The sequence below is a fragment of the Thermoactinomyces intermedius genome, from assembly GCF_013912365.1.
Taxonomy (GTDB): domain Bacteria; phylum Bacillota; class Bacilli; order Thermoactinomycetales; family Thermoactinomycetaceae; genus Thermoactinomyces; species Thermoactinomyces intermedius.
In genome coordinates this window covers 190,867-214,703 of the sequence record NZ_JACETT010000003.1, presented here as the reverse complement: position 1 = coordinate 214,703, position 23,837 = coordinate 190,867, and the positions used below count along the sequence as shown (strand labels likewise).

Genomic DNA, 23,837 nt, shown 5'->3' with positions numbered 1-23,837 from the left:
CAATGGGCCCGGATCCGGGCGGCCGAACACTGGCAAGGAGTCCGCCCGCGCTGGTCCAAGAATCAATTCCGGGTGAAAAGCGCTTTCCATCCCGCCTTGGAGCAAACGCTGAACGAACGCGGCAGGTCCATGACCCGTGTCGATTGTTCGATCCGGCGCGGGGTGACAGTGATCATCGGCCCCAATATGGGCGGAAAAACGGTCGCTTTAAAAACATTCGGGTTGATTGCAGTCTTGGCGCAATACGGATTTTTTGTCCCGGCTGCCGGCTGTGAAATGCCTTTGTTTTCCTGGGTTGCCGGTTTGCTCGGTGACGGCCAGGGAATCCGGCAGGGGTTAAGCCGTTTTGGCGCGGAAATGGTCCGGTTTCGTGAGTTGTTGAAGCTTCCGGGAACGGGATTGATGTTGTTGGATGAAACGGGAGGCGGGACCAATCCGGTGGAAGGAGGGGCATTGGCCCGGGCCGTCACGTCGTTCCTTGCCAAAGAGCGGCATTATTCCGTGCATGTGACACATTATCAGGAGGTGCTGGATGTCAAAGGCATCCGCCTGTATCAAGTGGCCGGGATTTCCGGTCAAATGGCGGAAGCCGGTGCATTTTATCCCGACACTCTGGAAGAAAGGATGGATTACCGGCTCATCCCGGTCAAAGAGGGACGAAAAAACATCCCGCATGAAGCCATCCGGATTGCCGAAGTCATCGGCCTGCCTTCCGATATCATCCGGATGGCCAAACAACAAGCGGGGGAGAAAGCGGGGGAAAAACAGTGAATAAATTGAGGTTGGATCCAGAGCAAATCACGCGTGCGCGTCAAGCGGCCAAAGCGATTGCCGACCAAGTGGACCGGTTGGTTTCCGTTCACACCACGGTGGCGGTGGAACGGACGGTATTGCGTTGTTTTGGAATTGACGGGGTGAATGAAGAAGGGGTGCCGTTGGCCAATGTGGTTGTGGATCACTTGTTGGAAAGAGACCAGTTGGAAACGGGAGCCGCTTATTGGGTTTTAAATGCCATGGTGCTCAACGGTTGTCCGGCGCAGTATGTCGCGGAACAAGTGGCGGAGGGAAAGTGGGATTTGGTGCAACTCCGCCGTGTCCCCTTGGCTGAAATTCAGGAAAAAGGAAGGCAAATGGCCGGCCAGGCTCTGGATGAGATTTGGAAAAACCGGATGGAGCGACTAGAGTGGATCAGGAATACCGGGGAGAGAAAAAAGCCTTATTTGTACGTGATTGTGGCAACCGGTGACATTTACGAAGATGTTGTGCAGGCCAAGTCGGCGGCCCGCCAGGGAGCGGATATCATCGCCGTGATCCGCAGCACGGGGCAGAGTTTGCTGGACTATGTGCCTTATGGAGCGACCCGGGAAGGGTACGGGGGGACGTTTGCCACCCAGGAGAATTTCCGAATCATGCGGAAAGCGCTGGATGAAGTCAGCCGGGAAGAGGGGCGGTATATTTATCTGTGCAATTATTGCTCGGGGTTATGCATGCCGGAAATTGCCGCCATGGGAGCGTTTGAACGGTTGGATGTCATGCTGAATGATGCCCTGTACGGGATTTTGTTCCGGGACATCAACATGCAGCGGACCCTGATCGACCAATCGTTTTCCCGCATGATCAACAGTTATGCCGGTATCATGATCAATACCGGGGAAGACAATTATTTGACAACGGCCGATGCCGTCAAAAGCGCGCATACCGTGCTGGCGTCGCAATTCATCAATGAACAGTTGGCTCTGTTGTCGGGACTTCCCCCGGAGCAAATGGGACTCGGGCATGCGTTTGAAATGAATCCGGATCTGGAAGACGGGTTGTTGTGGGAAATTGCCCAGGCCCAGATGGCAAGGCAAATCTTTCCCGATGCCCCCTTGAAATACATGCCGCCGACCAAACACATGACCGGAAATATTTTTAAGGGCCATATTCAAAATGCACTGTTTAATTTGGTTGGCATCATGACGAACCAGGGGGTCCAATTGCTTGGCATGATGACCGAAGCCATGCATACACCGCATATCCATGACCGGCAACTGGCCATCGAAAATGCCCGGTACATTTTTAACAACGCCCGCCATTTGGGAGAAGAAATCTGTTTCCGGCCCGGAGGGCGCATCGAACAAAGAGCCCGCCAGGTTTTGGAGGAAGCGGTGAAATTGTTGGAAGAAATCCGGGAAACCGGCTTGTTTCATGCTTTGGAAAAAGGCATGTTTGCCGATGTGAAACGGTCAAGGACCGGAGGCAAGGGGCTGGAAGGGGTTCTGAAAAAAAACCCTGACTATTATAACCCGGTTGAAGCGGAACTCCGGTCGCGTCTCGGGTTGAAACCAAGGGAGGGGGTTGGACGTTGAAGGCGGATTTGACCTGTGTGAAACCGTATGGCGACACACTGAATGACGGCATGGTCCAGCTGAGTTTCAGCATGACGGTTCCATATGGGGAAGAAGCCCGGGAAGCCGCCAGACAACTGGCGATGAAAATGGGGCTGGATGAACCGCAAGTGTACCATATGAAAGACTTGACGGAAGGTTTCACTTTTTTCATCGTTTACGGAAAGTGCCGCCATTTTGTTGATTTCACGAGCATCCGGGTTCCGAAAGTGGATAGTGTACGCATGGATTTTGATCAGATCAATCAGTATATCCGGGAGAAAATCGGCAGAAAAGTGGTTGTGGTCGGGGCGTGCACCGGAACGGACGCACACACGGTCGGCATTGATGCGATCATGAATATGAAAGGCTATCACGGGGAATACGGACTGGAACGATATCCGGAAATTGAAGCTTACAATCTGGGAAGCCAGGTGGAAAACGAAGTGTTGATGGAAGAAGCTTTAAAGAAAAAGGCCGATGTAATTCTGGTTTCCCAGGTGGTGACCCAAAAAGGGGCCCACATCCAAACCCTTACCGAATTGGTGGAACTGCTGGAAGCGGAAGGGGTGCGGGACCAGTTTATTCTCATATGCGGAGGCCCCCGCATTCATCATGAACTGGCTTTGGAGTTGGGGTTTGATGCCGGTTTCGGTCCCGGCACGTTGGCCCCGGATGTCGCTTCGTACTTTGTGCAGGAACTGGTCCGCCGCCAAAACCGGTCCCGGATGTTGTAAAAGGCTGACGCCAGCGCCAGCCTTTTTCTTTAAAACGAAAATTCGGGAGGGGACAAAGGAATTTCATTTTCCTGGTAAACTTTTCTTACATAGACCAGATAATAGGATCGGAACTCCTTGTTGTTTAAGGGATGAATTTCAATCAATTCTTTTTTCTCCAACTGTTCCATGGCAAAGGAAACCCGCGAATAGGGAAAATCCATTTCCTTGGCCAGACGGAAATGGTTGATAATGAGCCCCCGTGGCGGAATATTCACGCGGAAAATGGTATCTTTTTTAGCGACAGGAGAGGCCAGGCGGCTCAGTTCGTAGTAAACGAATCGTTCGATGGGAGGGAGTTTGTCAACGACAGAATACGGGATTTGAAAAGAATGAGGCTTCATTTTCTCTCTCTCCTATTCTATATAAGCTTAATAATCAAACGGGATGCCACTGGCTTTAATCTCTTGAAAAGAGGATGGAGGCACATTTTGACTCGACAGCATCCGGGAATGATTCACGGGAGAAAGATCTTTGGCCGGTTGCAATTGACCCATGCAATAGGCAAACAACAGGTTTTTGACCAGTCCGGAAAAATTGATGTCTTCCCGGTCTGCCAACTTGAGCAGTTCCAGTTCGACCGCATCTTCGGTATTAAAGGAAACTTGTCTTCTTTCCCTCTTTTTATATTCCCTCATTCACCGAGCGTCTCCTTTCCCAGTGCATAATAACCGAGTGCATTGGCAAATTGCGGATTGTCAAAAGTGGTGGCGTGGATGAAACCCACGTGTTTGAAGGGCTCCACCAATTCCGTTGCCTTTCCGCCGATCAACTCGACCACATCAGTCGTGGACCACATTCCGCCCAAATGTCCGACGATCATGGCTGCCATTTCCTCCGGATCGGCTTCCCGGACATTATCCCATCCTTTTGGCAACGTTCCGCTCTCCCGGTCAATAAAAATCCCGTCTTTAAACGTGGCATAGTTTGTTGTCCGGGCTCCCGGATCCACGATGCGCACCGTTCCCATGCGCCGGTGCACCCAATAGGCCGCTCCTCCCTCAATGGTGATCGCGGCTTTGGTGATATTGATTTTGCGATATGTACCGTTTAAAACCACTTCGTGCTCTCCCTCCAACTTGGCACGAAGCCGCGCTCTTTCATCCTCTTTATACATGTTGATCGGGACCCCGGTGACCAATTTTACATCCCCGATCGCTCCTGCTTTAAACAAAGCCGTCAGGATCAACAATACCGTCTCCACATTGACTTTGCTTTCGGTCATCATCTGCCTTGTGAAAGAGCCTTCCCGCTCTGCCAGCTGCCCGATGAAATACTCCTTCCCTTGATACCGGAGCTCGATATCTTCCTCCAATGTCTGTACAAAAGTTCTTTTTCTCGCTTTTGAAACTTTACTTGGAAATGAGAATTTTTGATTTCCTGTCACTGTTTTTACAAAGGCTCGTCCTGCATCCACAGCAATTAACATAAAAACGCCTCCTGCATCATTTTTGGCAAATGGAGACTGTCGTCATGACATACGTCATTCAATCCGTCCGTCCGGGGACTTCAGTCCGGACAAAAGTCAACGAAACAGGATAACGGGTTGTCGTTTGTCATGACTAGAGTCTGTATAAACGGACCATGAAGGTCCACAGTCCGGACTAGGGTCTATTATAGCGCAAAAAAACGCTTGAAGCATGAAAATATGCTAAAATTGAATAAATATCCATGGAACTGGATGAAGCTGGTTTTGATAAAAATTAATGAATGACTGCTCAGTTTATGATAGAATGTAAACAAACTGAATTGAAAGTAATTTTTGTGTGTTTGCAAAATCTTTTTTCTGAATTAACATAAATAATGGAAAGGGGAGAAAAGGATGTCGATGCTGCAAATTGTGAACCTCTTGGCATTTTTAGGGGTTACCGCTTATGCCGTATACTTATTTGCCAGTGTTGTATACCGGCGGTATCAATATGTGAAATTGGGAAAGCCGGCCGAATTGGATGTGGATTTAAAAACCGGTATCAATCAAGTGCTGGTAAACGTTTTTGGGCAAAGGAAGCTGCTCAAGGATAAAAAAAGCGGGTTCATGCATGTATTGATGTTTTACGGTTTCATTATCATTCAATTTGGAGCGATTGATTTATTCATCAAAGGTTTGGCGCCGGGACATCATCTTCCTGTGCCGGCATATCCGTTTTTTCTGTTCTTGCAGGAACTGACAACATTCATCGTCTTGTTGGCCACCCTGTATGCTTTCTACCGGCGTTATATTGAAAAATTGCCCCGGTTGAAAAGAGGGTTTAAATCCGGGCTCGTGATTATTTTTCTGACCTTATTGATGTCTTCCATTTTATTGTCTGCGGCTTTTGAAAAACTGTGGGCCGGCGAGGGAGTCACTTGGTACACCCCGTTTTCTTCCATCCTTGCCATGCCGTTTATGGATTGGATGAGCGCGGAGGCCGCCAAGGTGCTGTTTTATGTGTTCTGGTGGATGCATGCCTTGGTCTTGCTGACTTTTTTGGTCTACGTCCCGCAATCAAAACATTTCCATTTGTTGGTGGCACCGGTGAATGTTTTCTTGAAACAAAAACAGAAACAGGCACCATCCAAGCTGTCATTAATCGACTTTGAAGATGAATCCGTCGAAGAATACGGAAAAGGAAAAATTGAAGACTTTACCCAAAACCAATTGATCGATTTGTATGCCTGTGTCGAGTGTGGGCGGTGCACCAACATGTGTCCGGCTGCCGGAACGGGAAAAATGTTGTCCCCCATGGATTTGATCGTCAAAATGAGGGACCATTTGACCGCCAAAGGGGCAGCCATTACATCCAAAAGCCCCTGGGTTCCGGAATTTGCTTTTGCCGGCGCGAATCAACAGGCTTTAAACACCGGGGAAGTCAATCTGATCGGGGATGTGATCACCGAGCAGGAACTGTGGGCTTGCACCACTTGCCGCAACTGTGAAGACCAATGCCCGGTGATGAATGAACATGTGGACAAAATCATTGACATGCGGCGTTACCTGGTGATGACGGAAGGGAAAATGAGCCCCGAAGTATCCCGAACTTTCTCAAACATTGAACGTCAGGGGAACCCTTGGGGAATCAGCCGGAAAGACCGGGCCAAATGGATTGAAAATTCGGATGTCCCCGTTCCGACCGTCAAAGAAGAAAAAGAATTCGAGTACCTCTTCTTTGTGGGGTCCATGGGGTCTTATGACAACCGCAGTCAGAAAATCAGCCGGGCTTTGGTGAAATTATTGACTCATGCTGGTGTGAAATTTGCCATTCTCGGGAATAAAGAGAAAAACTCAGGAGACACCCCCCGCCGGTTGGGAAATGAATTTTTGTTCCAACAATTGGCGATGGACAACATTGCTTTGTTCCAGAAACATAAGGTGAAAAAAATCATCACCATCGATCCTCATGCCTATAACGTCTTTAAAAAAGAATACCCCGATCTCGGGCTGGAAGCGGAAGTGTATCACCACACGGAAGTGTTGGCCGAACTCTTGAAACAAGGAAGGATCAAGCCGACCAAAGAAGTTAATGAACGTGTGACATACCATGATTCCTGCTATCTGGGAAGATATAACGGGGTGTTTGATCCCCCACGTTATATCCTGCAGCAAATCCCGGGCATTGAACTGGTGGAAATGAAACGAAACAGAGAAAACGGCATGTGCTGCGGAGCCGGCGGAGGATTGATGTGGCTGGAGGAAACCGAAGGGGTGCGCGTGAATGTCGCCCGCACCGAGCAGGCGCTTGAAGTGAACCCGACCGTGATCGGAAGCGCTTGCCCTTATTGCTTGACCATGTTGTCCGACGGAACCAAAGCCAAAGAAGTGGAAGACAAAGTGCAAACCATGGATGTTGCTGAAATTTTGGCTCTCTCCATTGAGGATGAGCCGGAAGAAGTGGCAGAAGGCGTCCATTGATCAACGAGGGGAAAGCGAATATGGGAAGAAAACTTCCTGTATTCGCTGTCTTCTTCTTTTGAGGAAAAAAAGACAGGAAAGTGAAGCACAAATGCCAAAGATTTTGATCGTGGAGGACGAAGTGGAATTGGCCGGTCTGGTTGCCGGGGAATTGCGCCGCGACAGTTATGACACGTTGGTGGCCCATACGGCCGGCGAAGGATTGGAGCTTTGGAAACAGGAGCAACCGGATCTGGTGATTTTGGATTGGGTGTTGCCGGATATGGAGGGAATCGAGGTCTGCAGAAAAATCCGGCAAAAATCGGTGGTGCCGATTTTGATGTTGACGGCCCGCGGCAGTGAGATGGAGAGGATTTGGGGACTGGATGTCGGTGCGGATGATTATATGACCAAACCTTTCAGCACCGGTGAATTGAGGGCCAGGGTTCGTGCCATGCTCCGCCGAATGGTTTTGATGGAACAGGAGAAGGGAAAACGTGAACAGACCTGTATCGATTACGGGTTTATCCGCATGAATGTGGAGACCCGTGAGGTTTTTTTGGAGGATTCGCTGCTGGAACTCACACCCAAGGAATATGAGTTGTTGCATTTGTTTTTGGCCCACCCGGGCCGGGTGTTCAGCCGGAAATTTTTATTGGAACAAATCTGGGATTTGACTTATGATGGATTTGACCGGACGGTGGATACGCATGTATCGCGTTTGCGAAGAAAATTGGCGCCTTATTCAAAACATATTCTGACGGTATGGGGAATGGGTTATAAGTTTGTGTTAAAGACAGAAAACGGCAAATAACGATTCATCACTGGAGTGAAAAGGTCTCTGCACAGCAGATGACCTTTTTTTAAAAGGGATTCGGGGGTCTCATCTATGCAGTTGAAAAGTTTTCAAAATGCAGGAATCAAGCGGGTGTTGATTGAAACCTTTGCCCCGTTTTTGCTTTTATATGTGCTGATGCTCCTCTGGCAGGTCCGTACTTTTTATGAGTTGGTCTGGATGTATATCTTGACGTTTGTTCCCGAGTTTTGGATGAGTGTCTGGCCGGCCTATCGTTTCAAAAAGGGAGAGAATGCCAAAGAAAGTCTGGCTTTGTGGGCAAAGTTTTTGATCCCTTACCTGACGGGGGTTTTTTGTTTTGAGTGGATCATGGAATGGCTGTTGAAACGGTTGCCCGTTTTCAAAGAATATCCTGTTCTTCTGCCGGACAATCAGGAAGTCTATACGGATTATGTCTGGATTTTGGCCATTGCACTTTTCATCTTGGTTGCCTTCCGCCTGATCTTTTTCCTCCTGGGCGCTATTTGGGAATGGGCATCCGGCCGGCTGGTGCGCCAAATCACCTTATCTCATGTCAATCTGTTTCTTTTTCTGGTGTTTTCCCTGGTTTCTTCTCTCGTTTTTTATACCGTCACCACCTATATCCCGAAAGTGGTCCGGGGCGAAAATGAAACGGTTCAAGTGGCCCGGTGGGCTTCCTACATGATGGAAAACCCCCGGCTTCAGTCGTCGTTGCCCGAGTGGATCCGGCAGGTGGAATCCACAGCATGGAATGAATGGATTTTCCGGTGGTCCCCCTATCAGGTTGAACGGTATTGGACCATTTACAACAGGAAAGGAGAGTTGGTGGCCGACAGCACTTATCCGTTTTTGAAAGAAGCCCTGATCTCTCAAGCGGCCCATCACGAAGAAAAAGCGTTTATCCGGGAGGTGCTGAAGACGCAAAAATTGATCAGCATCCCGTTAAAAAGCGGGAGCCGGTACATGACGGCCGCTCCGGTTTACGGACACGACGGGCGGATTTTGGGCGTGGTCAATCAGATGATCCGCTTTGACGATTTCTTTTACGTGGATGCAGTGGTGCTGACCATGTTCTTTTCATTTTTGTTATCCATTCCGCTGATCCTGTTGACGGTATTGCTCGCATTTGTCATTGCTCTTCCCTTTTCCTATCTTCATGCCCGCTTTGTCACCCGGCGGATCGTCCAGGTGGGGGAAGCGGCCAAAGCCTGGTCCCGGGGAGAGCTTGCCTTCCGGATTCGCGACGAACAAATCGATGAGTTGGGAATCTTGAGCCGCCAGTTGAATCAGCTGGCCGGATCTTTGGAAGAAACGACGCATAAATTGCACAATGAAAAGAGACAAGTGGAGAGTTTATTAAAAAGCAAACAGGAGTTTGTCGCCAACGTTTCCCACGAGTTGAGGAATCCCCTTGCCATTATCCAGGGTTATGTGGAGCAACTGCACATGCAAGACCCGTGGAAGAAGACGAAAGAGGTGCGAATCCTGAAACGGGAAGTCACCCGGTTGCAAAAGATGATTGATGACCTTTTTGTCATTGCCACCGAAGATGAAAAAAAATCGCTTGCTTCTTTTTTGCAGCCGGAAAAAACGCAGGTGGACGGACTCATCAAACAAAGTCATGAAACGTTTTCCCGGATCGCATGGCAAAGCAAAAAAGTAAGTATTTTGTTGGAGATCGAGCCCGAATTGCCCCTGGTCCGGGTCGACCGGAAGAGGTTGTCGCAAATGCTGGACAATCTGATCCGCAATGCATTGCGCTTCACCCCGAGCGGGTCGATGATCAAATTATCGGCAAGGTCGGCGGGAAACCACTGTGTCATCGAAGTGCAGGATACGGGAATGGGGATTTCTGAGGATGAACTTCCGTATATTTTCGAGAGGTATTACCAGGGGAAAACCGGAGGACGGGAACACGGGGCTGGTCTGGGGCTTGCGCTGGTCAAAGAATGGGTGGAGGCCATGGGCGGAAAAATTGAAGTGGAAAGCAAGGCCAATCATGGCACGTTGTTTCGCCTCTGTTTTCCTGCGATCGATTCCGAATAACCGCACACAACGTGCGGATTTTTTTATAGAAAATTTTATTTATGCAGAATAAAGCATTTTATGGTAATAAATAAATTCGATTAACTATTGTTAAAAATAATAATTTCCGGTAAGCTAATGAATGAAGGCGTTTTCAACCATATGCCAGCTTATCGAACGAACGCTCGATAGAATATCTGTTTACCGGAGGTGAAGCGCTTTGTCCGAAACGGTGATTCTGGGTGGTGCACGAACTCCGATCGGGAAACTCGGAGGAGGATTAAAGGATAAAAAAGCGGTGGAATTGGGTGGCACGGCCATCCGGGCCGCTCTGGACAAAAGTGGTGTGCCGGATCAATCGGTGGACGAAGTGATCATGGGGATGGTTTTGCAGGGAGGAGCCGGACAAATTCCCTCCCGCCAGGCCGCACGGCTTGCAGGGTTGAGCTGGGAAGTGGGAACGGAGACGATTAACAAAGTCTGCGCATCCGGTCTTCGCAGTGTGACCCTGGCGGATCAGATTTTGCGGGCCGGTGATGCCGGATTGATGGTGGCCGGCGGCATGGAGAGCATGAGCAATGCGCCTTATGCTTTGCCCGGAGCGCGTTTCGGCCATCGGATGGGCGACGGGAAATTGGTGGATTTGATGGTACATGACGGTTTGTGGTGCGCGTTTCACGATGTTCACATGATCATCCATGGAAGCAATACGGCCAAAGAACAAGATATTTCGCGGGAAGAGCAGGATGAATGGGCTTTGAGAAGCCATGAACGGGCATTAAAAGCCATTCAATCGGGCCTCTTTGCGGAAGAGATCGTTCCGGTCACCGTCAAAACCAGAAAAAGTGAACAGGTCGTGGATCAGGATGAATCGGTCCGGCCGGACACCACATTGGAAAAATTGGCTGCTTTAAAACCCGCTTACCAACAAGACGGCACCATTACCGCCGGAAATGCCCCCGGAGTGAACGACGGTGCTTGTGCATTGGTGGTTTCCACCGCCAAAAAAGCGGAGGAGCTGGGTGTGAAACCATGGGCACGCATCTTGGGGCATGCGTCCGTGGCGATGGAAGCCAAAGACTTTCCCATCACACCGGCATATGCCGTAAGGAAACTGTTAAACAAGCACCAATTGTCGCCTCAGGACATCGATTTGTATGAAATCAACGAAGCATTTGCCGCAGTGGCCCTGGCCAATCAAAAGCTTTTGGGAATCGATGCGGAAAAACTGAATGTCAACGGTGGTGCCGTGGCATTGGGGCATCCCATCGGAGCCAGCGGTGCACGCATTCTTCTCACGCTGATCATGGAATTAAGACGTCGCGGCGGAGGATTGGGGGTTGCCGCCATTTGCAGCGGAGCAGCCCAAGGAGACGCCGTCTTGGTCCGGGTGGATGGATAGAAAGGGAGTGAAATGATGGAAATCAAACGGATAGCAGTGATCGGTGCCGGGCAGATGGGAAGCGGAATTGCCCAAGTGGCTGCCCAATCCGGTTTTTCCGTTTCTTTGCATGACGTGGCTGAAGAGCAGGTGAAAAAAGGACTGGCGCGGATTGAAGGCCTCTTGGAAAAAGGAGTGGCGAAAGGGAAGTGGACCAAGGAAGAAAAAGAGGCAGTGTTGTCACGGATCCAAACCACTGCCGACTTGCAGGAAGCGGTCAAGGATGCGGATCTGGTGATTGAAGCCGTGGTGGAAAACATGGAAGTCAAAACCGATTTGTTCCGCCAGTTGGACCAATACAGTCCGAAGCATGCGATTTTGGCCAGCAATACTTCTTCCCTGCCCATCACAGAAATTGCCGCAGCGACTTCCCGCCCCGAATCGGTCATTGGCATGCATTTTATGAACCCGGTTCCGGTGATGAAATTGGTGGAAGTGATCCGGGGATTGGCCACAGCGGATGAAGTGAATGAAACCGTGAGGAATTTGGCGGAAACGATGGGGAAAGTTCCGGTGGAAGTCAACGATTTTCCGGGCTTTGTGTCCAACCGCATCCTGATGCCGATGATTAATGAAGCCATTTATGCCGTGTATGAAGGCGTGGCTTCGCCCGAGGATGTGGACACCGTCATGAAACTGGGGATGAACCATCCGATGGGGCCGCTGACTTTGGCGGATTTTATCGGATTGGACACCTGCCTTTATATCATGGAAACCTTGTATGAAGGGTTTGGCGACAGCAAATACCGCCCGTGCCCTCTGTTGAGAAAATATGTGAAAGCCGGCTGGCTCGGAAAGAAAAGCGGCCGCGGTTTTTATCAATATGACAATGAAAAATAGAGAAAAAGCATCCTGAATTTTCATTTTCATGGAGTGGAGTGATCCTCATGCGGCTTTATTTTACAGCTGAGCAAGAAATGATGCGCAAGATGGTGCGGGACTTTGCAGAAACGGAAATCACTCCGTTGGTCAACCGGATGGATGAAGAAGACCGGTTTCCGAGAGAAATTGTTAATAAAATGGCACAACTCGGTTTGATGGGAATTCCGATTCCCGAGGAGTGGGGAGGAGCAGGAGCGGATTTTATTTCTTACATCCTTGCACTGGAAGAGATCTCGAAAGTCAGTGCCACGGTGGGTGTGATTTTGTCGGTTCATACTTCCGTCGGCACGATGCCGATTTTGACATACGGAAATGAGGAACAGAAAAAGAAATATGTTCCCCGGCTGGCTTCCGGCGAGTATCTCGGGGCTTTTGCCCTGACCGAACCCCAGGCCGGCTCGGAGGCTTCCAATCTTCGGACCAGTGCCCGGAAAGCAGGAGACAAATATATTTTGAACGGAAACAAGATCTTCATCACCAACAGTGGGGAAGCGGATGTTTATGTCACGTTCGCCGTGACCGACTCCGGCAAGGGTTCCAAAGGGATTTCCGCCTTTATTGTGGAGAAAGACACCCCCGGCTTCCGTGTCGGGAAAAAGGAGAAAAAGATGGGCTTAAACGGCTCCAATACATGCGAGCTGATTTTTGAAGACGCGGAAGTACCGGCAGAAAACCTGCTGGGACGCGAAGGTCAGGGGTATGAAGTGGCGTTGTCCAACCTGGCGGGAGGACGGATCGGCATTGCCGCCCAGGCAATCGGAATTGCCCAAAGAGCGATGCAGGAAGCCCTTTCTTATGCCAAAGAGCGGAATCAATTCGGGAAACCGATTGCGAAAAAGCAAGCCATTCAATTTAAGCTGGCTGACATGGCCACGCAAATTGAGGCGGCCCGTCTCTTGATTTACCGGGCAGCGGAGAAAAGGCAAAAAGGAAAACCGTGCAAGAAAGAGGCATCCATGGCCAAGATGTTTGCATCGGATACGGCCATGAAGGTGACCACCGAAGCGGTCCAAATCTTCGGGGGATATGGTTATACGCGCGAGTATCCGGTCGAAAGATTATTTCGTGATGCGAAAATTACGCAAATTTATGAAGGCACCAATGAAATTCAACGGATTGTGGTCGCCGGCGAACTGTTAAACGGTTAGAAAACGATGATGGATGGGAGTGAAACCCGATGGAGTTTCAGTTGAGTGAAGAGCATGAAATGATGCGCAAGATGGTGCGTGATTTTGCATTAAAAGAAGTGGCCCCGTCTGCAGCCGAACGGGATGAACAAGAGCGTTTCGACCGTACCATTTTCGAAAAAATGGCAACGCTCGGCCTGACGGGCATTCCCTTCCCCGAAGAATACGGCGGGGGCGGAGCGGACTTTTTGAGTTATGTGATTGCCGTGGAAGAGTTATCCCGGGTTTGCGCGTCCACCGGAGTGACCTTGTCGGCGCACATCTCCTTGGCCAGCTGGCCGATCTTTAAGTTCGGTACCCCGGAACAAAAAGAACGGTTTTTGCGTCCGTTGGCCGAAGGAAAGAAGTTGGGGGCTTTCGGTTTGACCGAACCGGGTTCCGGTTCCGATGCGGCGGCCATGAAAACCACTGCCGTCCGCGATGGGGATGAGTATGTTTTAAACGGCAGCAAAATTTTTATCACCAACGGGGGAGAAGCTGAGATCTATGTCGTTTTTGCCTTGACGGATCCGTCGCTGAAACATAAGGGGACCACGGCATTCATTGTGGAAAAAGGGACTCCCGGCTTCTCCATCGGCAAAAAAGAAAAGAAATTGGGGATCCGGTCATCCCCAACCACGGAAATTTTGTTTGAAGACTGCCGGATTCCGGTGAGCCAGCGTTTGGGGGAAGAAGGGGAAGGATTTAAAATCGCCATGATGACGCTCGATGGCGGACGGAACGGGATCGCCGCCCAAGCGGTGGGAATTGCGCAGGGTGCTTTGGACGAGGCGCTTTTTTATGCCAAAGAGCGGCATCAATTCGGGAAACCGATCGCGAAAAAGCAAGCCATTCAATTTAAACTGGCCGATATGGCCACCCAGATCGAAGCGGCCCGCCTTTTGACCTACCAAGCCGCTTGGAGAGAATCCGAAGGTATTCCTTACGGAAAGGCATCGGCCATGGCCAAATTGTTTGCCGGGGATGTTGCCATGCAAGTCACGACGGAAGCCGTTCAAATCTTCGGTGGCTATGGGTACACCCGTGAATATCCGGTGGAGCGCATGATGCGCGACGCAAAAATCACACAAATTTATGAAGGAACGAATGAAATCCAACGTGTCGTGATCTCAAACCACTTGTTAAAAGAATAAACCGTCTCCGGGAGGGGGAGTGATGGAGAGCTGGATCCAAGCCATCAGGCAAAAAAACAAGCGGCAGATTGCCCGCCTGATCACACGGATTGAAAATCAAGATCCGGATGCGGACAAATGGATGGAAGCGATTTATCCCAACACCGGAAATGCATACATTGTCGGAATCACCGGTTCACCGGGGGCCGGCAAAAGCACATTGTTGGACGAAGCCATCTCTTTTTTGCGACGCCAAAACTTGACGGTCGGGGTCATCTCCATTGACCCCTCCAGCCCCTATACGGGCGGGGCCATTCTGGGGGACCGGGTGAGAATGACCCGCCATTCCCTGGATGAGGGGGTTTTTATCCGGAGCATGGGAAGCCGCGGGTCTTTGGGCGGCATTTCCAAATCCGCCGGAGACGCCGTCAAAATTTTGGATGCCGCCGGCTATGACCTGATTTTATTGGAGACGGTGGGAGTGGGGCAGGCCGAACTGGATGTGATGCATGTGACCGATACCGTGTGCCTGGTTCTCAATCCGACCGCCGGGGATGTCATTCAGGTGTTTAAAGCCGGAATCATGGAAATTGCCGATTTGTTTGTCATCAATAAAGCCGATTTGCCGGGAGCCGGACGCCTGGAATCCGAGATCAACGATTTGCTCGATTTGTCGAAGCAAAAGGCCGGTTGCTGGTACCCCCCCATTGTCCGGACGATTGCGACGCGGGGGGAAGGAATTGAGAAGTGGTGGGAAGCGATCGGACGGCATCGCCGCCATCTGGAAGAAAACGGGGAATTGAAAAGGAAGCGGAAGAAACAGTTGGAGCTGGAAACCCGCCAAATCATTGAAGAATGGGTCCGGCGCCGCTTGGAGAGGGCATGGAGGAGTCCGGATTGGAAAAAAGATTTGCAAAAGCTGGAATCCCGCGAGATCAGTCCGCGGAAGCTGGCTGAAAAATGGATCGGGACATTGGGGAGGGGAGCCTGTGAAGAAACATTCCAAACTGATTCCTTCGATGATTAAAAATGAGCGCTTGATCGAACAAAGGCGGGAGCAGATCATCGAAGGGGCGGTTCGGTTATTCGTGGAAAAAGGCTTTCACAAAACCACCACTCGCGAGATTGCCAGAGAATGCGGACTGTCGATCGGGACCATGTATGAATACATTCAAAGCAAAGAAGACGTTCTTTATCTGGTCTGTGAGCATATCCATTCCAAATTGGAGAGCCGGTTGCTGAAAGTCATGAACGAAGAAGATACCGGAATGGAATCTTTGCAAAAAAGCTTGAAACAATTGTTCCGCGTCATGGATGAGATGCGCTCCTTGGTTCTTTTGATTTATCAAGAAACCAAATCCTTGCCCAAAGACAAGATGAAATATGTATTGAAAAAAGAAGAAGACATCACCAATTTATTTTCCCGAATTTTAGAAAAAGGAATGGACGACGGAACCATCCGAATCGATCCTTCCTCCATCAAGTTGATGGCCCACAACATCATGGTGATCGGCCAAATGTGGACCTTTCGCCACTGGGCGTTGGGGCGCGAATATGATGTGGAAGAATACACAAAGCGGCAAATGGCTTTGTTGTTGGGAGAATTTACAGCAGGAGGCGATCGGGATGCAGGGGATTAAAACCAAGTATGCCATTCGGTTTGTGACCGCTGCGAGCTTGTTTGACGGACACGATGCTTCGATCAATTTATTCCGCCGCTTGTTGCAACAGGCCGGAGTGGAAGTGATTCATCTCGGTCACAATCGGTCCGTGGATGAGATTGTGGAGGCCGCCATTCAGGAAGATGTGCAGGGGATCGCGGTTTCTTCGTATCAAGGCGGGCACATGGAATTTTTTAAATATATGATCGATTTGCTCAGAAAACGCGGCGCCGGCCATATTCAAGTGTTCGGCGGCGGGGGAGGCGTGATCGTTCCGCGGGAAATCAAGGAACTGGAAGAGTATGGCGTCCGGAAAATCTTTTCCCCGCAAGACGGGAGAAAGATGGGATTGGAAGGCATGATCCAAACCATGGTGGAGGCGACGGATTTCCCCACGGTTCGCGACATTTCCCGGGAAATGAGTCGTGCCAAGAAAGGGGATAAACAAGCGATTTCCCGCTTGATCACCTGGGTGGAGGATGATCCTGACCAGCGGGCAAGGCTGGGGGAACAGTTATCCAAAGAATTGCAGGGATTTGTTCCGGTCATCGGGATCACCGGGACGGGGGGAGCCGGGAAAAGTTCATTGACCGATGAATTGGTCCGGCGTTTTATCCATGACTTTGAAGACAAAAAAATTGCGATTTTGTCCGTCGACCCCTCCAAGCAAAAAACGGGAGGCGCGTTGTTGGGGGACCGGATCCGCATGAATTCCGTCCATCATCCCAGGGTTTACCTGCGAAGCTTGGCCACCCGGAAAACCCGGTCGGAATTAAGCGGCGGAATCAAAGAAGCGATTCAAATCTTGAAAGTGGCCGGATATGATCTGGTGATTGTCGAAACCAGCGGAATCGGGCAGGGAAATGCCGATGTGGTCGAAGTGAGCGACTTTTCCGTTTATGTGATGACATCGGAATTCGGTGCACCTTCCCAGCTGGAAAAAATTGAAATGCTGGATTATGCCGACATGGTGGCCATCAACAAATTTGACCGGAAAGGATCGCAAGATGCCCTCAGAGACGTGAAAAAACAATACCGCCGCAATCATCAGTTGTTTGATGCCGATGATGAGGAAATTCCGGTTTATGGCACGATGGCTTCCCGGTTTAATGACCCCGGAACCAACCGGTTTTACCAGGAAATGATCCGGAAATTGAATGAAAAGTTTGATCTCGGTTGGGAATCCAAAATAAAAGCACCGGTTTCGGAAATGGATATCCATCACATCATCCCTCCGGAAAGAAGCCATTATTTACGGGAAATTGCGGCAACCGTCCGGAAATACCACCAAGAGACGGAAGCGCAGGCCAAACTGGCCACAAAACTTTATCAATTAAATGGAAGTCTTCAGTGTATGAAGGAAGAAGCCGCCGCGGAAGACAGCCTGACTGAACGCTTTAAAGAAACCATTCAAAAAATTGAGGAACGCCTCACCCCGGAGAACCGGAAGTTGCTGGATGAATGGGAAGCGTTGGCCGATGCCTACCGGCAGGATCGATTCACCATCAAGGTGCGCAACAAGACAAAGGAGATTCCTCTTTATTCCAAAACGTTGGCCGGAAGCAAAATCCCCAAAGTGGCCTTGCCCCGGTTTGAGGATTGGGGAGAGCGTTTACGCTTTTTGCGCAAGGAAAACGTTCCGGGGAGATTCCCGTTTACGGCCGGTGTGTTCCCGTTTAAAAGAACGGATGAAGACCCGAAACGGCAGTTTGCGGGAGAAGGGACGCCTGAACGCACCAACCGGCGTTTTCACTACTTGTCAAAAAACGATCAGGCCAAGCGGTTGTCCACTGCTTTTGACAGTGTGACCCTTTACGGGGAAGATCCGGACGAACGCCCGGACATTTACGGAAAAGTGGGGGAATCCGGCGTCAGTGTCTGTACCTTGGAAGATATGAAAAGATTGTTTGAAGGCTTTGACCTTTGTGCTCCGAACACCAGTGTGTCCATGACGATCAACGGACCGGCCCCCATTCTTTTGGCCATGTATTTCAATACCGCGATTGAGCAACAGATGGAACAATTCCGCAAACGGGAAGGACGGGAGCCCACGGCTGAAGAGGCGGAGGAAATCAAGAATGAGACACTGAAAAAGGTGCGTGGAACCGTTCAAGCGGATATCCTGAAAGAAGACCAGGGACAAAACACCTGCATTTTCTCCACCGATTTTGCATTGAAAATGATGGGGGACATCCAGGAGTACTTTATTGAAAAAGGCATCCGAAATTATTATTCGGTCAGCATCAGCGGTTATCACATTGCCGAAGCCGGCGCCAATCCCATTACCCAGCTGGCTTTCACGCTCGCCAATGCCTTTACCTATGTGGAGTATTATTTGAGCCGCGGAATGAAAATTGATGAATTTGCCCCGAATCTTTCCTTCTTCTTCAGTAACGGATTGGATGCGGAGTATGCCGTGATCGGCCGGGTGGCGCGCCGGATTTGGGCCATTGTGATGAAGCATTTGTACGGAGCCAATGAGCGGAGCCAGAAATTAAAGTATCATATTCAAACCTCGGGCCGTTCCCTGCATGCGCAAGAAATGGACTTTAATGACATCCGGACGACGTTGCAGGCATTGATGGCCATTTATGACCAATGCAATTCGTTGCACACCAATGCTTATGATGAAGCGATCACCACACCGACCGAAGAATCGGTCCGCCGGGCCATGGCCATTCAGTTGATCATCATGAAGGAACTGGGGCTTGCCAAAAATGAAAATCCTTTGCAAGGCTCCTTCATCATTGATGAACTGACTGATTTGGTGGAAGAGGCCGTCCTCTGCGAATTTGAGCGGATCAGTGACCGCGGGGGCGTGCTGGGAGCCATGGAAACCCAGTATCAACGGGGGAAAATTCAAGAGGAATCCTTGCTGTATGAAACGAAAAAACATTCCGGCGAGTTGCCGATCATCGGCGTGAATACCTTTGAAAACCCCAATCCCCCGGAAGATGTGGAAGTTCCGCTCAGCAGGGCCGCCAAAGAGGAAAAAGACCTGCAAATCCGCCGCCTTCGTGAGTTTCAGGAAAAACACCGGGAAGAGGCAAAAGTTGCGCTGGAGCGTTTGAAAAAAACGGCCCGCGAAAACGGAAACATTTTTGCTGAGCTGATGGAAACCGTAAAAGTGGCAAGCTTGGGCCAAATCACCCGTGCTTTGTATGAGGTGGGCGGCCAGTACCGCCGGAATATGTAAAGGTTTTCACGCCTGGGATGGAGACGTTTGCCGCTCCATCTCTTTTTTGCGCCGGCCGGATTTGGATGTTTATGGTTGACTTCACCTGTTTTTTGGATAAAATAGTTGTACTAGAAACAGGATATACGGTCTTCACCTCTGGATGGAAGGATGTGTCCGAATTTGAGTGACAATCTCGCTGTGGAAAGAGTGCGAGAGACTGCCATGGTTGACTTGGCTTACGACCTTTTGAAAAAAAAGGGAGAAGCAATGCTGTACCGGGATATCATGGACGAAGTTTCGAGCATGAAAGGGTTTACAAAGGAAGAAGCCGAGCATTACATCGCCCAGCTTTACACCGAAATCAACATTGACGGAAGGTTTGTCTGTGTCGGCCGCAATTTGTGGGGATTGAGGGAATGGTACCCGACGGACCAGGCGACGGATTCCGCGGTTGCAGCCAACGTCAAAGAAGACGACGAATATCATGACCTTGATGAAGACCTGTTTGATGAGGAAGAAGAAGAGTTGGGCGAGATCGAAGATACAGAAGATGAATTTGCAATGGATGAGGAAGATAATGGATTTGACGACGGGGATGAAGTGATTTAGTTGCTTGACAATCGTCATTTCCTGCGATAAATTATTTTTTGGGCTCGTTATGAACGGAAATAAAAGAGCGCCCCTTGATTGGGGGCGCTCTTTTCTATTTTGCGAAAAGAAAGGGCATCCTTGTTTATAGGAGGAAGATAAAAATGGCGAAATATATCTTTGTTACTGGTGGTGTGGTTTCTTCTCTGGGGAAAGGGATTACCGCATCTTCCCTGGGAAGATTGTTAAAAAACAGAGGACTGAAAATTACCATTCAAAAATTCGATCCTTATATCAACGTGGACCCGGGAACCATGAGTCCTTACCAGCACGGCGAGGTGTTCGTCACGGACGACGGGGCGGAAACGGACTTGGATTTGGGCCACTATGAGCGATTTATCGATATTAATTTGACGAAAAACAGCAATGTGACGACGGGGAAAATTTATTCATCCGTCATTAACAAAGAACGCCGCGGGGATTACTTGGGGGGAACGGTTCAGGTTATCCCTCACATTACCAATGAAATCAAAGACCGGGTCTTCCGTGCGGCCCGCGAGACGGGCGCCGACGTGGTAATCACGGAGATCGGCGGTACTGTCGGCGACATCGAAAGCTTGCCTTTTTTGGAAGCCATCCGTCAAATCAAAAGCGATGTCGGCCGGGAACATGTCATGTATATTCACTGCACCCTGGTGCCGATGATGCGGGCCAGCGGCGAATTGAAAACGAAACCGACCCAGCACAGTGTGAAGGAACTGCGCAGTCTCGGCATTCAACCTGATGTGATCGTTTGCCGGACCGAATATCCTCTCTCGGAAGAACTGAAAAATAAAATCGCCTTATTCTGTGACATCGATCGTGAAGCGGTGATTGAAGTACGCGATGCCGAAACCCTTTATGAGGTCCCGCTGATGATCCAGGAGCAAGGACTGGATGAAATTGTGGTCAAGCGGTTGGGCTTGAAATGCGGACCGGCGGAAATGTCCGAATGGTTGGAGCTGGTCAACAAAGTGAAAAACCTGACCCATCAGACACGCATTGCCATCGTCGGAAAATACGTGGCTTTGCATGATGCTTACATGAGCGTGGTTGAAGCATTGCGTCATGCCGGCTTTGACCGGGATACGGAGATTGACATCAAATGGGTCAATTCGGAAGACGTGTCCGATTCCAATGTCCATGTTCTTCTCGGGGATGTGGACGGTATTCTGGTTCCGGGCGGATTTGGCGACCGCGGAATTGAAGGAAAAATCTCGGCCATCCGGTACGCAAGGGAACAGCGGATTCCTTTCCTCGGCATTTGTTTGGGCATGCAGATGGTTTGCGTGGAAGGCGCCCGGAACATCCTGAAACTGGAAGGGGCCCACAGCGCGGAATTTGATGCATCGACGCCGCATCCGATTATTGATTTATTGCCGGAACAAAAGACAATCGAAGAAAAAGGCGGCACCATGCGCCGTGGCTTGTATCCGTGCAAGTTGGTTCCCGACAGCCTCGCGCATCAGGCATACGGATCGGATTTGGTGTATGAACGCCATCGCCATCGTTATGAATTCAACAATGAATACCGGAAAGCGTTGGAGGAAGTGGGATACGTGTTCTCGGGAACTTCCCCGGACGGCAGACTGGTCGAGATTGTGGAGTACAAAGATCATCCGTGGTTTGTGGCTGCTCAGTTCCATCCGGAATTTGTATCACGTCCGACGCGGCCGCAACCGTTGTTCCGTGAATTTGTAAAAGCGGCGCTTCAAATGCATTTAAAACCGCAAGTGGAAGTTTGAGGCGAAAAACCCGGCTCTGAAACCAGCCGGGTCTTTTCTTGCACAGGGATTCGCAAACATTGATTATTTTCTGTATAATGAAAATAATCAGATCAAAAGTGCGGGGGTGCTTCCGGATTGAAGACACAACTGCAAAACGAAGTGAAGCCGGTCAGGCAGAAAAGTGATACCGCTTTCAAACATGTGGTTTCTTTTTTATTCATGATTGCCTTGACGGCCGTTTCGTTTCTGGCCGTGATCAATCAATGGTTCAGTTTGCAGGGAACGCTCTTTGTGATCGTTTTTTTGGCGGCCGTTCAAGTGATTTTGCAGCTTTATATTTTCATGCATCTCGATCAAAAAGGGTACGGGATGATGAGGATTTTCATCTTTTTTGGCCTGTTGTGCGGAACGGTTTGTGCCGTGGGGATTCTTCTCATGTAACGGGGAAGGCGTGTTCATCAAATGGTTAAAAAAGGATTGGATTCAGCGTTGTATTCGCTTTGCAGGCTGGTATAATTTTGTGATGTTTGGAGCTGTCATGTGATATGACAGCTCTTTTTATTTTCGGGGACTTTTATTATCGGTTCTTTTTGCGCAAATTAGAGACAACGGGAGGGACAGGAATGGAATTTGCAAAAGCCGCACCATCACAAACAGATAAAGTTTTCCAAGTGTACAAAGAAGCCACCAAAATCATGAATGCCAACAATATCTATCAGTGGTCTGAAAATTATCCGGGCCGGGAGGACATTGAAAAGGATATCCAAAGCGGAAATTTATATGTGCTCACAAGCGAAGGGGATATCGTTGCTTGCGTTGTGTTGGATCAACATCAGGAGCCGGAATATGAGCAAATTCCGTGGGAAGATTCATCCGGCCGGTTTTTGGTTGTTCACCGGCTTTGTGTGAACCCGAAGTACCAAGGAAAAGGAATTTCACGCACTTTGCTGGCCGAAATCGAACGATTTGCCAAAAAAGAAGGGTATGCCAGCATCCGGCTGGATACCCAGATGATCAATGAAAAAGCCATGTATTTGTATGAATCTTGCGGCTATAAAAAAAGAGGCAAATTTTATTTTCCCCGTCATGATGAGCCGTACATGGCTTTTGAAAAACGGGTGACTTAGGAACAAGCAGCAGGTTTCACGAGGTGGAACCTGCTTTTTTATTGACGGGATTTTTCAAGTTCTTGCTGATAAATCGACAACTTGCTGTAAATCGCTTTGATGAGCGGCAAACGGGCATCTTCGGGTGCCATTTTGAGCAAGGCCCCGTGGAAATGGTCGGATTCCACCGGTTTTCCTTTTTCCATGTCCCTCAACATGGAAGATTTCATGCTTGGGGAAAGGGATTCCATGTTGTGAAGGATTTTTCCGGCCAGAGAGGTCGGGATTTCCGGTTCTTGATGACGGGCAACCGAGACAATCTCCTCCAGCAGCTGATGGTACATTTCTTTCCCGTAAGGTGCGGAAAGGATCGGACCGATGCTGCTGTTCATCAGGCAGGTCATTCCGCTCATGGCGCTGATGAAAATATATTTTTGCCACATTTCAATCCGGATTTTTTGGCTGTACCTCGCGTCAAAACCGGCACCGTCAAACAACGCCTGGATGTCAAGGATCCGTTGGGTCACATCTCCGTTTAATTCGCCGTAAACGATTTCATGTTGCGGGCTGTATTGTTCAATCTCCCCTTGGGCATTCAAAGTGGATTCAATAAAGCATAATCCGCCCAAAATTTTTTCCGCCCCGAATTCATTTTGTAACTGCTGAATGTGAACGATTCCGTTTAACAGGGGAAGAATGGTGGAGTTTTCCCCGACATACGGCTTTATATCATTGATCGTCTCCGTTAAGTGATAAGCTTTGACCGAGAGGATGATCAGATCAAAAGCGGGGACCGGTTGCCCGACGGTCAGGGTTTTCACTTTTAATTTGGCATTGCCGTTGACGCTTTTGATCATCAACCCGTTCTGCTCCAATTGTTCTTGTCTTTTCTTCCGCACCAGGAAGGTGACATCTTCTCCTTTTTCGACCAGCCTTCCTCCGAAGTATCCGCCTACCGCACCGGCACCAACCATCAAAACGCGCATCGTATTCCTCCTTTTACCAGACAAGGATCCTCTTGTACAGTTATTGTATCAAAGGTCCGGGTGAGGAACCCAGACCTT

Annotated in this window: 21 protein-coding genes; 17 read left to right on the top strand and 4 right to left on the bottom strand. The window is 49.7% G+C overall.

The genetic code is table 11. The features are described 5' to 3' along the window. From H1R82_RS01635 to kamE, 3 genes are all read left to right on the top strand, one after another. Nucleotides 1-771: MutS-related protein (locus H1R82_RS01635; protein ID WP_445267829.1), on the top strand; the 771-nt coding region annotated here is incomplete at its 5' end. Then, a complete protein-coding gene (gene kamD / locus H1R82_RS01630; protein ID WP_181731266.1) occupies nucleotides 768-2,348 on the top strand; it encodes a lysine 5,6-aminomutase subunit alpha in 1,581 nt (526 codons plus the stop codon). The genes H1R82_RS01635 and kamD, both read left to right, overlap by 4 nt. Beyond that, complete coding sequence (kamE, locus tag H1R82_RS01625) at nucleotides 2,345-3,103, top strand: lysine 5,6-aminomutase subunit beta (protein ID WP_181731267.1); 759 nt, start codon at nucleotides 2,345-2,347, stop codon at nucleotides 3,101-3,103. The genes kamD and kamE overlap by 4 nt, the downstream gene beginning before the upstream one ends. 29 nt (nucleotides 3,104-3,132) lie before the next feature. Here kamE and H1R82_RS01620 read toward each other — a convergent pair whose 3' ends face one another. The 3 genes from H1R82_RS01620 to H1R82_RS01610 are packed head-to-tail and all read right to left on the bottom strand — an operon-like array spanning nucleotide 3,133 to nucleotide 4,571. Then, the gene (locus tag H1R82_RS01620; protein WP_181731268.1) at nucleotides 3,133-3,486 is read right to left on the bottom strand and encodes a hypothetical protein; all 354 of its coding nucleotides are present in this window, start codon (nucleotides 3,484-3,486) and stop codon (nucleotides 3,133-3,135) included. A gap of 27 nt (nucleotides 3,487-3,513) precedes the next feature. After that, nucleotides 3,514-3,780 (bottom strand): hypothetical protein, encoded by a 267-nt coding sequence (locus H1R82_RS01615; RefSeq protein ID WP_181731269.1) that lies wholly within the window; start codon nucleotides 3,778-3,780, stop codon nucleotides 3,514-3,516. Then, nucleotides 3,777-4,571, bottom strand: coding sequence for a ParM/StbA family protein (locus H1R82_RS01610; RefSeq protein WP_181731270.1), 795 nt, complete (start codon nucleotides 4,569-4,571; stop codon nucleotides 3,777-3,779). Before H1R82_RS01610 ends, H1R82_RS01615 begins: the two co-directional genes overlap by 4 nt. Before the next feature lie 393 nt (nucleotides 4,572-4,964). On the opposite strand from H1R82_RS01610, the gene H1R82_RS01605 reads away from it, so the two are divergent. From H1R82_RS01605 to H1R82_RS01540, 14 genes are all read left to right on the top strand, one after another. After that, nucleotides 4,965-7,031 (top strand): (Fe-S)-binding protein, encoded by a 2,067-nt coding sequence (locus H1R82_RS01605; RefSeq protein WP_181731271.1) that lies wholly within the window; start codon nucleotides 4,965-4,967, stop codon nucleotides 7,029-7,031. 91 nt (nucleotides 7,032-7,122) lie between these two features. After that, nucleotides 7,123-7,824: a response regulator transcription factor gene (locus H1R82_RS01600; RefSeq protein WP_181731272.1), complete on the top strand. Its 702-nt coding sequence runs from the start codon at nucleotides 7,123-7,125 to the stop codon at nucleotides 7,822-7,824. A gap of 75 nt (nucleotides 7,825-7,899) precedes the next feature. Further along, the gene (locus tag H1R82_RS01595; protein WP_181731273.1) at nucleotides 7,900-9,873 is read left to right on the top strand and encodes a sensor histidine kinase; all 1,974 of its coding nucleotides are present in this window, start codon (nucleotides 7,900-7,902) and stop codon (nucleotides 9,871-9,873) included. 199 nt (nucleotides 9,874-10,072) lie between these two features. Next, nucleotides 10,073-11,254 carry an acetyl-CoA C-acetyltransferase gene (mmgA, locus tag H1R82_RS01590; RefSeq protein WP_181731274.1) on the top strand — a complete coding sequence of 394 codons (1,182 nt, stop codon included), beginning with the start codon at nucleotides 10,073-10,075 and terminating at the stop codon, nucleotides 11,252-11,254. A gap of 15 nt (nucleotides 11,255-11,269) precedes the next feature. Next, complete coding sequence (locus H1R82_RS01585; RefSeq protein WP_181731275.1) at nucleotides 11,270-12,133, top strand: 3-hydroxybutyryl-CoA dehydrogenase; 864 nt, start codon at nucleotides 11,270-11,272, stop codon at nucleotides 12,131-12,133. A 47-nt stretch (nucleotides 12,134-12,180) separates the two neighbouring features. Further along, nucleotides 12,181-13,323 carry an acyl-CoA dehydrogenase gene (locus tag H1R82_RS01580; protein ID WP_181731276.1) on the top strand — a complete coding sequence of 381 codons (1,143 nt, stop codon included), beginning with the start codon at nucleotides 12,181-12,183 and terminating at the stop codon, nucleotides 13,321-13,323. A gap of 29 nt (nucleotides 13,324-13,352) precedes the next feature. Next, nucleotides 13,353-14,495: an acyl-CoA dehydrogenase gene (locus H1R82_RS01575; RefSeq protein WP_181731277.1), complete on the top strand. Its 1,143-nt coding sequence runs from the start codon at nucleotides 13,353-13,355 to the stop codon at nucleotides 14,493-14,495. Between the two features lie 22 nt (nucleotides 14,496-14,517). Then, on the top strand, nucleotides 14,518-15,501 hold the full coding sequence (meaB, locus tag H1R82_RS01570) for a methylmalonyl Co-A mutase-associated GTPase MeaB (RefSeq protein WP_181731278.1): 984 nt from the start codon (nucleotides 14,518-14,520) through the stop codon (nucleotides 15,499-15,501). Further along, entirely contained in the window at nucleotides 15,464-16,114 is a 651-nt protein-coding gene (locus H1R82_RS01565) for a TetR/AcrR family transcriptional regulator (protein WP_309544765.1), read from the top strand. The genes meaB and H1R82_RS01565 overlap by 38 nt, the downstream gene beginning before the upstream one ends. Further along, a complete protein-coding gene (gene icmF / locus H1R82_RS01560) occupies nucleotides 16,101-19,331 on the top strand; it encodes a fused isobutyryl-CoA mutase/GTPase IcmF (RefSeq protein WP_181731279.1) in 3,231 nt (1,076 codons plus the stop codon). Before H1R82_RS01565 ends, icmF begins: the two co-directional genes overlap by 14 nt. A gap of 162 nt (nucleotides 19,332-19,493) precedes the next feature. Beyond that, nucleotides 19,494-19,922, top strand: coding sequence for a DNA-directed RNA polymerase subunit delta (gene rpoE / locus H1R82_RS01555; RefSeq protein ID WP_309544764.1), 429 nt, complete (start codon nucleotides 19,494-19,496; stop codon nucleotides 19,920-19,922). A gap of 143 nt (nucleotides 19,923-20,065) precedes the next feature. Next, complete coding sequence (gene pyrG / locus H1R82_RS01550; protein WP_181731281.1) at nucleotides 20,066-21,685, top strand: CTP synthase; 1,620 nt, start codon at nucleotides 20,066-20,068, stop codon at nucleotides 21,683-21,685. Between the two features lie 117 nt (nucleotides 21,686-21,802). Continuing rightward, nucleotides 21,803-22,108, top strand: a complete 306-nt coding sequence (locus H1R82_RS01545; RefSeq protein ID WP_181731282.1) for a cytochrome C oxidase subunit IV family protein — start codon at nucleotides 21,803-21,805, stop codon at nucleotides 22,106-22,108. A gap of 182 nt (nucleotides 22,109-22,290) precedes the next feature. Next, a complete protein-coding gene (locus tag H1R82_RS01540) occupies nucleotides 22,291-22,794 on the top strand; it encodes a GNAT family N-acetyltransferase (RefSeq protein WP_181731283.1) in 504 nt (167 codons plus the stop codon). A 38-nt stretch (nucleotides 22,795-22,832) separates the two neighbouring features. Here the strand turns inward: H1R82_RS01540 and H1R82_RS01535 are convergent, their stop codons facing one another. Then, a complete protein-coding gene (locus H1R82_RS01535) occupies nucleotides 22,833-23,759 on the bottom strand; it encodes a ketopantoate reductase family protein (protein ID WP_181731284.1) in 927 nt (308 codons plus the stop codon). Nucleotides 23,760-23,837 lie beyond the last annotated feature (78 nt).